This is a genomic window from Psychrobacillus sp. FSL H8-0487 (assembly GCF_038008385.1).
Lineage (GTDB): Bacteria > Bacillota > Bacilli > Bacillales_A > Planococcaceae > Psychrobacillus > Psychrobacillus psychrotolerans.
Window position 1 is genome coordinate 424,387 of record NZ_JBBOZA010000001.1, and the last position, 12,374, is coordinate 436,760.

At 36.6% G+C, this 12,374-nt stretch carries 13 protein-coding genes; 5 read left to right on the top strand and 8 right to left on the bottom strand.

Features of this window, described 5'->3' with window-relative positions; all coding sequences use genetic code 11:
- Position 1 precedes the first annotated feature (1 nt).
- The 5 genes from qoxC to MHI47_RS02135 all read right to left on the bottom strand — a co-directional run bounded on the left by qoxC (position 2) and on the right by MHI47_RS02135 (position 4,685).
- Positions 2 to 598 (bottom strand): cytochrome aa3 quinol oxidase subunit III, encoded by a 597-nt coding sequence (qoxC, locus tag MHI47_RS02115; protein WP_340761326.1) that lies wholly within the window; start codon positions 596 to 598, stop codon positions 2 to 4.
- A complete protein-coding gene (gene qoxB / locus MHI47_RS02120) occupies positions 595 to 2,544 on the bottom strand; it encodes a cytochrome aa3 quinol oxidase subunit I (RefSeq protein ID WP_093536128.1) in 1,950 nt (649 codons plus the stop codon). The genes qoxC and qoxB overlap by 4 nt, the downstream gene beginning before the upstream one ends.
- A 46-nt stretch (positions 2,545 to 2,590) precedes the next feature.
- On the bottom strand, positions 2,591 to 3,517 hold the full coding sequence (qoxA, locus tag MHI47_RS02125; RefSeq protein WP_340829273.1) for a cytochrome aa3 quinol oxidase subunit II: 927 nt from the start codon (positions 3,515 to 3,517) through the stop codon (positions 2,591 to 2,593).
- A gap of 256 nt (positions 3,518 to 3,773) precedes the next feature.
- Positions 3,774 to 4,079, bottom strand: coding sequence for a YunC family protein (locus tag MHI47_RS02130; RefSeq protein ID WP_093536124.1), 306 nt, complete (start codon positions 4,077 to 4,079; stop codon positions 3,774 to 3,776).
- A 384-nt stretch (positions 4,080 to 4,463) separates the two neighbouring features.
- Positions 4,464 to 4,685, bottom strand: a complete 222-nt coding sequence (locus tag MHI47_RS02135; protein WP_340761329.1) for a small, acid-soluble spore protein tlp — start codon at positions 4,683 to 4,685, stop codon at positions 4,464 to 4,466.
- Between the two features lie 146 nt (positions 4,686 to 4,831).
- On the opposite strand from MHI47_RS02135, the gene MHI47_RS02140 reads away from it, so the two are divergent.
- The 5 genes from MHI47_RS02140 (at position 4,832) to MHI47_RS02160 (ending at position 9,575) form a co-directional block, all read left to right on the top strand.
- Complete coding sequence (locus MHI47_RS02140) at positions 4,832 to 5,089, top strand: hypothetical protein (protein ID WP_093536120.1); 258 nt, start codon at positions 4,832 to 4,834, stop codon at positions 5,087 to 5,089.
- A gap of 176 nt (positions 5,090 to 5,265) precedes the next feature.
- Positions 5,266 to 6,228: an MBL fold metallo-hydrolase gene (locus MHI47_RS02145; RefSeq protein WP_340829274.1), complete on the top strand. Its 963-nt coding sequence runs from the start codon at positions 5,266 to 5,268 to the stop codon at positions 6,226 to 6,228.
- Between the two features lie 61 nt (positions 6,229 to 6,289).
- Positions 6,290 to 8,329: a Na+/H+ antiporter gene (locus MHI47_RS02150; protein WP_340761331.1), complete on the top strand. Its 2,040-nt coding sequence runs from the start codon at positions 6,290 to 6,292 to the stop codon at positions 8,327 to 8,329.
- A gap of 145 nt (positions 8,330 to 8,474) precedes the next feature.
- A complete protein-coding gene (locus tag MHI47_RS02155) occupies positions 8,475 to 9,269 on the top strand; it encodes a VLRF1 family aeRF1-type release factor (RefSeq protein WP_340829275.1) in 795 nt (264 codons plus the stop codon).
- 99 nt (positions 9,270 to 9,368) lie between these two features.
- Positions 9,369 to 9,575 (top strand): alpha/beta-type small acid-soluble spore protein, encoded by a 207-nt coding sequence (locus tag MHI47_RS02160; protein ID WP_093536112.1) that lies wholly within the window; start codon positions 9,369 to 9,371, stop codon positions 9,573 to 9,575.
- Positions 9,576 to 9,674: 99 nt separating this feature from the next.
- On the opposite strand, the gene MHI47_RS02165 is transcribed toward MHI47_RS02160, so the two are convergent.
- From MHI47_RS02165 to hutH, 3 genes are all read right to left on the bottom strand, one after another.
- Positions 9,675 to 9,809 carry a sporulation histidine kinase inhibitor Sda gene (locus MHI47_RS02165; protein WP_093536110.1) on the bottom strand — a complete coding sequence of 45 codons (135 nt, stop codon included), beginning with the start codon at positions 9,807 to 9,809 and terminating at the stop codon, positions 9,675 to 9,677.
- 737 nt (positions 9,810 to 10,546) lie between these two features.
- Positions 10,547 to 10,720, bottom strand: coding sequence for a hypothetical protein (locus MHI47_RS02170; protein ID WP_175496213.1), 174 nt, complete (start codon positions 10,718 to 10,720; stop codon positions 10,547 to 10,549).
- A 121-nt stretch (positions 10,721 to 10,841) separates the two neighbouring features.
- A complete protein-coding gene (gene hutH, locus MHI47_RS02175; protein WP_340829277.1) occupies positions 10,842 to 12,350 on the bottom strand; it encodes a histidine ammonia-lyase in 1,509 nt (502 codons plus the stop codon).
- Between the last annotated feature and the right edge of the window lie 24 nt (positions 12,351 to 12,374).

Genomic DNA, 12,374 nt, shown 5'->3' on the forward strand with positions numbered 1-12,374 from the left:
ATTACATCATTCCTTTCAAGTAGATGAAGCTGAAGATGAAGATCCAAATGATATCAAGGAAATGCCAGTATAGAGAGAAAATAAATGATTTGTTGGCTGTTTCGGGAGTTAAGCCACGTTTTTTAATCTGGATTAGGATAAATAATCCCCAGAATAATCCCAAAGTTACATGTAAACCATGTGTTCCCAGAGTTGTTAGTAGAGCTGCAGTGAATGCACTAGTTTGAAGCCCAGCCCCAACATGTACATAATGGGAGAACTCATAAATCTCTACTCCTAGGAAAGCAGCTCCTAATATCAATGTAATGATAAAGAATCCCATTGTTGCTTTTTTCTTATTTAACCGCATAGCGTGAATACCAAGACCAATAGTAAAACTACTAGTCAAAAGTAAAATAGTTTCGATTAATACTGGTGTAATTTCAAAAATTTCAGCGCCGGATGGTCCATTACCAATACGATTTTCTAATGTGAAATATGCAGTGAAGAGTGTTGCGAATAGCATAATTTCAGCACCGATGAAGATCCAAAAACCTAGTATTTTCAGGTTATTTTCTTCCGTACTATATTCAAGTGGAAGCGAGTTATCTACCTTCATTTTTTAGCACCTCGCAATCTTGTTTCCGTTTCTTTAATTTCTTCTACAGATATATATCTTCCGTGATCTTGCTCGAATGAACGGTAAACTAAACAAGCTAATATACCGATTAAGGAGACAATTACCACTGGCCATATACTAAATACCATAGCGAAACCAAATACAAAGAACATACAACTCATGATAAATGGTAAACCACTATTATTTGGCATATGAATCTTTTCTATCTCGCCTTTAAATAACTCATGTCCGTTTTTCTTAGAATCCCAGAATGCTTGTGTAGAAGCAACCTGTGGTGTAATTGCAAAGTTATACTCTGGTATTGGGGTATGCGTCGACCATTCAAGTGAACGTGCATCCCAAGGATCATTACCGATATCTCTAGGTGAATAACGAATACTATAGTAAATATTATAAACAAGTAGAACAAAGGCAATTGCCATAATTGCAGCACCGCCAAATGAAACCATGTTCAGTAGACTAAAACCAGTCGATTCAGAGTACGTATACATACGACGTGCCTGACCATCTAAGCCAGTAATATACATTGGTATAAAGGCTAATACAAAGCCGATTGTAAGTAACCAAGCAGTCCATTTACCAAGTCTCTCATTCAACATAAAGCCAAAGATTTTTGGCCAATAGAATGTCATACCAGCCAGCATAGCGTAAACTACTCCAGGAATAATTACGTTATGGAAGTGGGCCACTAAGAACATCGTATTGTGATATTGATAGTCAGCTGCTGACATCGCAAGCATTACACCGGTAACTCCCCCTAATGTGAAGAGTGGAATAAAGAGCACCGAATAGAGCATTGGTGTTGTAAATTCGATTTTCCCTTTCCATAAGGTGAATAACCAGTTAAATATTTTAACACCGGTTGGAATAGCAATCGCCATCGTTGTAATAGAGAATATACTGTTTGCAAATGGTCCTTGACCCATTGTAAAGAAATGGTGCGCCCAAACGACGAAAGAAAGGACTGAAATAACGACCATTGATGCAACCATCGATTTATATCCGTACAGGTTACGTCGTGCAAATGTTGGAATGATTTCACTGTAAAGACCAAATGCAGGCAATATTAAAATGTATACCTCCGGATGACCCCAAACCCAGAATAGGTTAGCCCAAAGCATATCCATACCACCATTATCGGTAGTGAAGAAATTTGTGCCAAACAATCTATCCATCGTCCCCATTGCTAATAATACTGTTAAGACAGGGAAAGCAAAAACGATAATAACGTTTGCTATGAAAGCTGACCATGTGAACATTGGCATCTTCATAAGAGTCATGCCGGGTGCTCTCATTTTTAATATCGTTGTTATAAAGTTAATACCAGTCATTAGTGTACCGATACCAGCTATTTGAATAGCAATCATGTAATAGTTCGTCCCAACAGACGTACTAAACTCATTACCTGCTAGTGGGAAGTAGGATGTCCATCCTGCATCAGGTGAACCACCTATTATAAATGACAGATTGAATAATCCCATACCCATAAAGAATAACCAAAAACTCAACGCATTTAAGCGTGGAAATGCAACATCTCGTGCTCCAATTTGTAGTGGAACAAGAAAGTTAAAGAAAAATATAATGAACGGCATAGCCATAAATAGGATCATTACGATACCGTGCGTTGTGAAGACCTCATTATAATGTTGTGAATCTAAAAATGTATTTTCAGGCATAGAAAGTTGATAACGCATCATAATTCCATCTACGCCACCGCGGAATAGCATAAGTAATGCGGTTAATAAATACATGATACCGATTCGTTTATGGTCAACAGTAGTTATCCATTCGCGCCATAGGTATCCCCATTTCTTGAAGTAGGTTATTCCTACAACAATCGCAAGCATAGTTAGTCCGATACCAACCATGGAAGCGTATATTAAAAAGCTTGGATGTGGTACTGCAAAACGATCAAAGAAATCCATACTTTTTGTAACTCCTTTCAAAAAAATAGTGTGTATTCATCGAGCATTAATGATTTGAATGATCTGAATGATCTTGTGTTTCGTGTTCCTCAGGGTGTTCGGAATCTACATCTTCTTTTGCATCCGTATCAGTAGAACCGTGATTATGTTCTGGAGGCGGAGCAAATTCTAAATGTGTTCCCGTATAAGTAGAACGTCCAAGATGCCCGGGTTCTAATAACTCTTCAAATTTTTCTTCTGTAAGAGGTGAAGCTGTTGCGTGTACTTCTTCTACCCATTCCATATACTCTTTAGGGGACATTGCAGTAACTTCAAATGTATTTTCTGCAAATCCAGCTCCACTAAAGTTTGCATTTCTACCCATAAATTCACCTGGTTGATCTGCAGCTAAGTGTAAAGTTGTAACCATGTCAGACATAGCGTATTTTTGACCGCCTAGCTGTGGAATCCAAAAGCTTGTGATTGGGCCATATGAATATAGTTTAAATTCAATAGCACGATCTTCAGGAATATATAGATAGTTAACTGTTTCAATATTTTCTTCTGGATAACTAAAATGCCATTTCCAGTTAGATGAAGAAGCATAAATAACTAAAGGCTCTTGATCTTCGTATCCCGCTGGAGTTGCTTCGACTTCATAGTTACTTTTCACAGAAACAATAGAAAGGAAGATAACTATAATAATAGGAATACCAATACAAATTGCTTCGACTATTGGGCTTCCTTCGATATGTGGTGGCTCGTAATCTTTTGGTTGTTTAGAAGCGCGGTATTTCAGTAAGACAAAAACTAGAATAGCTAAGACGACAATGACGATGCCTAACATAAGCCAAATTGATAGCATAATATCGTCAGCCTGTGTTTTTGCTTGAGGACCTTTTGGATCTAAGACTAATAATGGTTCACAACCTGTTAGCACGGTGGTAATAGTGATAACCATGGTTAAAAGAAGCCATTTCATTTTTAATTTCATTCTTCTACCCCTTCCAAAAATATTTATATAAACGAATAGAAAACAGATGTGGTCTCTGTATGCCTCTATCTTATTACCAGTACTGCTAAAAACAAAATGATAAAATCCAACTTCACAAAACGTTCATTAAGATGTGAACAAATTAAAGTAAATTGGTAACGTAATTGTGAAGTGTGCGGAGATATAAGGAAATAGAGGAAAAGTGAGCATACTAAAAGGCGACAGAACAACTATATGTGTTCTGTCGCCTTTACTTTTACTCTATCATTTTTAAAAGGGCTTCTCTTCCAATCATGCCCGGAGTAATACCGAGTTCTTCTGCTTCATAGGTAATGGATTCGAGTGGTGCATCTAGAAGCTGGGTAATTGTTTTTACTCCAACAGCTCTTCCAGCAATAACCTTTCTATCCTTTAACTTTTCATTTAGCAGTGCAACGTCTAAGGCGCCACACATTATATATCCTTTGTCATTCGTGACAACGAGTAAGTTGGTTTTCGGCAGTTCCACAGAAATCGATAGAAACGTGTGTCCCTCGATATTAATTGGTTCTAGGTTAATCATGAACTAAGCAGTCCTCCTTTTACTATCTCTACAATTTATGTAAACGATAGAAAAAGCGTGTTTATTTTCGGTTCTTCTTAAAGAAAGCATATTAGAATGGACCGTATATTGGGTTAATGTTACTGAAAAGAATGAGTAATACTATTGCCATTCGGCCGCACTTTCCTATTTTGAAGTGAGTACCGTAACGTCAGTAGGGGGAAGAGCGTGAATCAGTCCTAAATGAGATACTTTAAGGGACAGGCTTCAAAGAAAAAGGGGAGAGGGCTATGACATTCACCGTCTCCCTTTCACTCTGTTCTGTCCAAAGCCATCGAAAACGATGGATACATGTAAACCTTACTGCCAACTATATATATTCCATATCTAGTTGGTTACACTGTGTCATAGGTAACCTTTTAAGCCTGTTTTTTCTGCTGATTTTATTTCTTTTTCCAATTCTTCTATGCTTTCAGCACGTTGTTCATTTTTCTTTTTAATGGCAGCGACATCTTCCTTCGGTGCATATTCCATTGCTATTTCGGCTGCTTCCATATGTCTGATTGTTTTCTTAAGCCTTTCTTCACTATTCGCCCGATCATTAGGACCACGTTTGGTTTTAGGCATATCTTTTCCTCCTTTAAATTGATGCTATCAAAAGATAGTGTTCCCGAACCTAACAAGACTATGAACTACCAAGTTAATCCACGAGTGAATAAATACAGGTTGAAGTTGCCATAGTAATCCTTAAGGCAAATGAAGGAGGACTTTAAATGGATCACACGCAAATGAGTTGGAAAGAAGATAATGTTATTGCGCGTTTACACAATTCTGTGGATAATGTGACGCTTGCTGTTGGTCAAGCTTTGACTAATCCTACAGATCGGTCTATCCAAAATGCGGAGGACATGATTGAACGTGCCAATAAGTCGATTGCAATGGCATTAGAAAGTAGAGGGAATTTAGAGCCAATCAGTACGCTTCAGGAACAGCTACATCAAAATGTAGAAAAACTTCATACGTTACACTAATAAGCTGGATTTTTTAAATGCTAACCTACCGTCTTTCCAGGCAGTAGGTTTTTTTCTTAAGACCATGTTGATGATATATTGTCGAAGTATTAAAGTCATTAATCTGACAGATAAATGTTAATATAATAGAAGGGAGTTATATTCTAAATATTCATGTAATTAAAGGGGAGAATACAATGACAAATAATTATCCGAAAAAGTTAAATGAGAGAATCTATATAATCGATGGATTTGATATGGGAGAGTCAGAACGTACCGGTACATATGTCATCGATGAACTAGAACTTACTATTGTAGAAACTGGACCAAGCCCATCAGTAAAGTATGTGAAAAGCGGCTTAGAGTTATTAGGATTTTCATTAGACCAGGTGAAATACATAATCGTTACACATATCCATCTGGATCATGCTGGAGGAGCGGGCCTTTTAATGGAGGAATGTCCAAATGCTCAACTAGTGGTTCACCCAAAAGGAGTAAGACATCTGGCTGAACCAGCGAGGCTAATAGCTGGAGCAAAGGCTGTATATGGGACTAAATTTGAGGAATTATTCAATCCAATTATTCCAATTCCCCAAGAGCGTATGGTTATAAAAAATGATGGGGATATATTGAAAATAGGAGATACGTGTATATTGAAATTTTTTGATACTCCTGGACATGCAAATCATCATTTCTCTATCTATGATCCTGTTAGCAATGGAATGTTTACGGGGGACACAGTTGGCGTTCGCTATGAGCAATTGGTATCTGATGGAGTTGACTTCTTCTTGCCATCGACTTCACCAAACCAATTTAATCCAGTCGCTATGCAAAGAGCAATAGAGCTTTTTGCACAAATGAATCTGCAATCTATTTATTATGGGCATTATGGAATGACTAATTCTCCTGAAGAAGCACTTTCTCAAGTATCGATGTGGTTAAATATATTTATGGCAGAAGCAGAAACTGTCTATGAGGAAGAGAAAGGATATGAAGAACTAGCGAGTAGATTAGAAAAGTTAGTAAAAAAGCATCTGGGCAATGAAGGAATTTCTGAAAATCATGAAGTATTTAGATTAATTCAATTAGATCTGGAAGTAAGTTCCATGGGAATAATTGATTATTTGACGAAACAAGATAAGGCTAAAGCCGATTATTGAATTTGTATTTACGGAATAATCCCTATAGAATTGATATATATAAAGAAAAAGGGGACATTTGGTGGAATTTTTTTTAATTATCTTATTGTTGTTAGGCATTATTGGACTATCTAATTTTATTAATCACTTTTTTCCATTTATACCGGTACCACTAATTCAAATTGCACTTGGAGTTTCGCTTGCTGCGGTTCCTTTAGGTATACATATTGAGTTAGAACCGGAGCTATTTTTTGTTCTATTTATTGCTCCGTTACTGTTCTATGATGGAAAAAATGTATCGAGACATGAGTTATGGAAGTTACGCAAACCAATTTTCATGTTGGCGCTTGGACTTGTATTCTTAACTGTGTTAGTCATAGGGTATTTAATACACTGGCTTATACCATCGATTCCATTATCTGCGGCATTTGCATTAGCGGCTATTTTATCGCCAACAGATGTTGTGGCAGTAGGTGCCATATCTAGTCGTGTGAAAATTCCAAAAACAATTACGCATATCCTTGAAGGCGAGGGCCTTATGAATGACGCATCTGGACTAGTAGCATTTAAATTTGCGGTCGCAGCTACTGTAACAGGCGTTTTCTCGCTAGCAGAAGCAAGTGTGAGTTTTGTGGTAATAGCATTAGGTGGATTTCTCGGAGGTGCACTACTAGCCTATATAATCATTCGATTGAAAGTGTTTATACGACGTTTGGGTATGGAAGATGTAACGCTGCATATGCTTATTCAACTGTTAACGCCTTTCGTTATTTTTTATATAATAGAGCATGTTAATCTTTCAGGAATTCTTTCAGTTGTAGCAGCTGGTATTGTACATGCCATATTCAAAGATCGTGAACAGTCACCAGCTATACAATTACAATTGGTCTCGAAAAGTACTTGGACGATTCTTATATTTATATTAAATGGACTTGTATTCGTGCTACTTGGATTACAAATTCCAAGTGTTTCTCAAGAAATATTTGATAGCCCGTTATTTAATAATTATCAGGTAATTATGTATATCTTCATTATAACTGCGGCTCTTCTAATACTTCGTTGGCTTTGGATTTATATAGCTTGGTGGATTGGTTGGTTTATGAAGGAGCAAAATTTAACTATACCTTCTCTTCGTTACGTTGCTATTATAACTATTGCAGGAGTACGAGGTGCAGTTACTTTGGCTGGAGCCTTTACAATTCCATATTTCCTAGCCAACGGTGATGATTTTCCACAGCGTGCATTGATCATTTTCATAGCAGCAGGAGTCATTTTAGTAACACTTGTACTGGCAAGTATTGTCCTTCCTTTACTAGTAAAATCAGAAAAAGCTGGTACGGAGGAAGCAAAAGAAGAGATGGAAAGATTGGCTATACTTCAAACAGCTGAGAGTGCGATTGAAACATTGCGTGACCTGACAACTGAAGAAAATCATGGAGCAGCAGTCTCGATTATTGCTCAATACAATGAAATAAGAAATCAGCTTTTGTTTGTAAGTGAAGATGAAGCAGACCGTATAAAAGAACTAGAAACATACACTCGAATGAAAGTGTTAGAAGTCGAAAGTGATTTTATAGAAAAGTTAAAAACAAATAATAAAATTGGTCGTGAATCACTAAACTTAATAGAAGAGCATATTCATCGTATGCGGGTGGCTGTAACTAATCGCTTATTGTATCGTGTGTTACTTGTTTGGACCGTGATTAAAAGAGGATATTATAACATTTTAAAGATATTCACTAATAAAAAACGTGATTCCATCAAAATTCGTTTAGAAAAAGGACATGAAGTAGTAAGTTTTAAAGTGAAAATGGCAAAAGCTGCTATTAAGTACTTGAGAGAAACCATGACCCCAGAAAACGAGGTAGTTCATGTACAACTTATTGGAGAGTACAATGAAATGATAGTTAAATTTAAGCTAGCCAATAAACTGACTGATTCTGGTCATTATATAAGTGTACAAAGAGAGCTCCGTGATAAAGCTTTTCAGGCAGAACGAGATGAAATTCAACGCTTATATCAAAGTAATGAAATAACTTTAGAAATAACTAGGAAAATGCGAAGACATATCAATATACGTGAAGCCTATTGGATGGAAGAAAATAGTATTCATACGCATTAATGAAAAACGTACTGACTAAACATAGTCGGTGCGTTTTTTTTGTACAGAAGTAAATTTATTTAACAAAATTTAATCATTATTTTTCCCGTGTAATCCTTTCTTGAAAGGTGATACTACGAAGAGTAAGACGAAGGAGGAAGGTAGAATGACGATAAACAAAGAAATTCAAGCGTTGAAAGCATACACCAGTATGGATCGAAGTGTTTTAAGTATTTATTTGAATACCAATCCTGCTGATCCTGAACAACTAAATGGTGCTTGGGCAATTCATCTGAAAAGTGGCTTAAAGCGTATCGGAGAGTATATAGAAGCTTCAGGTGATGAAAAAGAACTAAAAGCATTTAATAAAGTAAAGGAAAAAGTAAAAAATGAAATGGAAAAAAACTCACTAGAGTTACGTAAAGGCGCCGTCATTTTTGCCAGTGCAAATGAGGATTTATGGTCTGTTCATTATGTCCAGGTACCTGTAAAAACAAATTTCTATTGGGAAGACCATCCTGTTACAGAGCAATTGGAGTATATGTACAAAGCTTATCCAGAAGCGGGTATAATCATGCCAAGCTTTGGGGAAGTTCGTATTTTAGACACGGCATTAGGATTTGTTCGTGATGATGTAACGTTCAAATATGACCCAGTTTCCGAAACATGGAATGAAAAGGTCAAAATAGATAGTAGAGGAAGACGAGCCGTTGCTGATAGCAAAACTGCTGTTTTAGATACACATTACAGAGTTAATGCAAGTACATTTTATAAAGGGATGAGGACAACCGTTGAACAGTTAAGGAAAAAAAGAGGTTGGCGAGAATATCATGTAGCGGGAGAAGCAGAAATGGCGAATGCATTTACAGATACACTAAGGGATTCCCCAGCAAGTTGCGTTTATAAAAATTTAAACAATAGTAAAGCAAACGAAGTGATCAATCAAATCCTTGAAAAGTAGCCAACAACACTTGAAAGATATTACCAAAATATCTTGTTGAATTCTCTAGTATAAATGATGAAAAAAAACACAATATAAGCTTACAAGGAGGTGAACAACATGCCAAACAGTAATTCAAATCAACTTCTAGTACCCGGCGTAAAACAAGCCCTTGATCAAATGAAATATGAGATCGCACAAGAATTCGGTGTTCAACTTGGAGGAGAAGCTTCAGCGCGTGCTAACGGTTCCGTTGGCGGAGAAATAACTAAGCGTTTAGTAGCTCAAGCCCAATCACAAATGAGTGGAAATCAATTCAGCAAATAATAACAATTAGGTCGGTGGAGAAATCCACCGACTTTTTTTTGTTCATCATTAAAGCTATTTGGGATTCCACAGCTTTTAACGATGAATACTTTCCTGTTATTAACTAGCATTTTGTATGGACAAACAACGGCGAGCTATTTCGGATTCTAACAGTTCCAGAAAATCTGGATTTAGTTTTAGTTTTTTTGCTGTTAAATAAGACTCGATTAGAAGATCATCAGACATTTTACTCATAACCCCTCGCACCTCCGTTTTATATTTATTATGTAATTTGCTTAACAACAATTAGAGATTAACACCATCATTTATTAATCCGTCAAAGCGATTAAGCTTTTATCTTTCACAAGACTAATTTAACAAACTTTTCACTTGAGAACAACTGTTCTGTTATCCACAACGAAAAGTGGGTAATATGTTAGTAAGTTGTTAGTAATGTTAAAAAACCTATATATACCAGTGTGAATTTTGTGTATAAAGTTATGCACAATTTTGAAAAAATCGAATTTTGTCGAAACATTTTCCTTAAAAATCATTAGAAACGAGGTTCTAAAACATTTTTCTATGAAAAAAATCGAATTTTTTTATGTTTTGTCAAAATAAATCCAAGTGCGGGTACCGTTAGTATATAAAAGAGGCAAAAATATTGATTACTGAAACTTTATCCACATCTTACAGTGGATAAGTTGTGAGTTACTAACAAATTAATGTCAAAATTGTTGTTATAACAACCTATTGGTTGTGCATAACTTTATCCACAGTCACTTTTTCTAACTGATGTCGAATAATAGGTGTAATAGGACAATCCAACAGATACATATTTTGGTGTAAATCAATAAAAGGAAGTGAATAGGATATCCAATAAAAAGTGTAAAAAATGTAACAAACTAAATGGGAAAGGAACTTGTCCGTGTAAATAAAAAGGTCATGGCCCCCACAATAATTGTGGGGGTCATGATTTTTCCTAATAATATTTACTCTCCGTCTTTATCTTCCTCTTCTAATTCTTGTTCTACATCTTCTTCCATATTGTCATCTACATCGGATTCATTATCTCCATCACCACATCCAGCTAATAAACCAACAGATAGGAATGCTGCTGCACCTATCTTCCACCATTTTTGTCCTGCTATAGATTGTTCAGTCATGTTAAATTCCTCCATTTTCTGATTATTTGTTTATTAATAAGTACTTACCCCAAAAGTATTCTGTTATAAACATTTTATAAGAGATGTTTTTGCATTTTATAAAAAAAACTACCTCTTCGTGTTAAGAAGAGGTAGTAAACGCACGAGAAGTTTCCTTTTTTAAATACATATGCATTGTTTCTATGTCCACACTAAAAATACGATCTTCTATAATGGAGGGAACAATACTACGTATTGATTGCCATTTGTTTTGTAAAGCAGGGGACATGAGCATATTTCCTCTATATTCCACTCCTTGTGCCGCACAAATTGCCTCAATTGCTATGACCCTACGGCAATTCTGGATAATTTGATGAGCGTGTCTTGCCCCAATAGTTCCCATACTTACATGATCTTCCTGATTTGCGGAAGAGGGAATAGAATCGACGGAGGCAGGATGAGCCAGGGTTTTGTTTTCAGAAACGAGACTTGCTGCTGCATATTGCAAAATCATGGCCCCAGATTGTAATCCAGGTTCTGGACTTAAAAAAGGTGGTAGTCCTTCGTTTAAATAGGGATTTACTAAGCGTTCGATTCTACGTTCAGATACATTTGCAAGTTCAGCCATTGCTACTTTTAAGAAATCCATGGCAAATGCAATAGGTTGGCCGTGGAAGTTCCCTCCGGAAATAATTACTTCTCCATCCTCTAGGATTAACGGGTTATCAGTAGCTGCGTTCATTTCTATTTCAAGTTTTTCTTTTACATAAGCAAGGACCTGCCAGCTAGCTCCATGAATTTGAGGTATACATCTTATGGAGTAAGCATCTTGCACACGTTTTTCTCCTTGTTTAGTTACAAGTTGGCTGCCTTTGAGCCACTGGAGCATTCTTTTAGCAACTTCCACCTGTTCTGGATAACCTCGCGCTTCATGGATATCTGGGTGAAAAGCATCTGTAATGCCGTATAAAGCTTCCATTGTTATAGCAGCAATCCATTCGCTCTGATAGGCAAGTGTTTCCGATTCTAACCAATTGATAACGCCCTGGGCAGTCATTGCTTGCGTTCCATTGATCAACGCAAGACCTTCTTTAGCTTCTAGTACAATGGGTGATAAACCATGCTTTTCCCAAACTAGATGAGAGGGGATATGATTGTTACCATCCCAGACAAAGCCTTCTCCTATTAAAACAAGTGCTAGGTGCGAAAGGGGAGCTAAATCACCAGATGCCCCAAGTGAACCTTGTTGAGGAATTACAGGATGTATTTGATAGTTAACCATGTATGCTAGTCGTTCTAATACTTCTAAACGAATACCTGAAAAGCCTTTTAGTAATGCATTTAAGCGAAGTACTACCATTGCGCGTGAAACTATTTCTTCAAATGGTTCTCCCATTCCACACGCATGAGAACGAATAAGATGAAGTTGCAGGGCATGAACATCAGAATGGTTTATACTTACATCACTAAATTTACCAAAACCGGTGTTTATGCCATATACAGTTTGGCCAGTTTCTACAATCCGTTCAACAACTTTTCGGCTTTTCACAACATTTTCTTTTGCACTATTATCTATTATAATTTGTTCATTTTGATATAAAATTGCTCTCATATGTTCTAGAGTAAGACCATTTCCTTTTAAGTTAATCAAGACTCATCACGTTCTTTCCAAGTT

What these genes read in the sequence shown, in the direction of transcription:
- MHI47_RS02155 (WP_340829275.1), top strand. Translation starts at nt 8,475, where the DNA reads ATGACGATAAACAAAGAAATTCAAGCGTTGAAAGCATACACCAGTATG.
- qoxB (WP_093536128.1), bottom strand. Translation starts at nt 2,544, where the DNA reads ATGGATTTCTTTGATCGTTTTGCAGTACCACATCCAAGCTTTTTAATA.
- MHI47_RS02165 (WP_093536110.1), bottom strand. Translation starts at nt 9,809, where the DNA reads ATGAGTAAAATGTCTGATGATCTTCTAATCGAGTCTTATTTAACAGCA.
- MHI47_RS02160 (WP_093536112.1), top strand. Translation starts at nt 9,369, where the DNA reads ATGCCAAACAGTAATTCAAATCAACTTCTAGTACCCGGCGTAAAACAA.
- MHI47_RS02140 (WP_093536120.1), top strand. Translation starts at nt 4,832, where the DNA reads ATGGATCACACGCAAATGAGTTGGAAAGAAGATAATGTTATTGCGCGT.
- qoxC (WP_340761326.1), bottom strand. Translation starts at nt 598, where the DNA reads ATGAAGGTAGATAACTCGCTTCCACTTGAATATAGTACGGAAGAAAAT.
- MHI47_RS02170 (WP_175496213.1), bottom strand. Translation starts at nt 10,720, where the DNA reads ATGACTGAACAATCTATAGCAGGACAAAAATGGTGGAAGATAGGTGCA.
- MHI47_RS02135 (WP_340761329.1), bottom strand. Translation starts at nt 4,685, where the DNA reads ATGCCTAAAACCAAACGTGGTCCTAATGATCGGGCGAATAGTGAAGAA.
- MHI47_RS02145 (WP_340829274.1), top strand. Translation starts at nt 5,266, where the DNA reads ATGACAAATAATTATCCGAAAAAGTTAAATGAGAGAATCTATATAATC.
- MHI47_RS02130 (WP_093536124.1), bottom strand. Translation starts at nt 4,079, where the DNA reads ATGATTAACCTAGAACCAATTAATATCGAGGGACACACGTTTCTATCG.
- qoxA (WP_340829273.1), bottom strand. Translation starts at nt 3,517, where the DNA reads ATGAAATTAAAAATGAAATGGCTTCTTTTAACCATGGTTATCACTATT.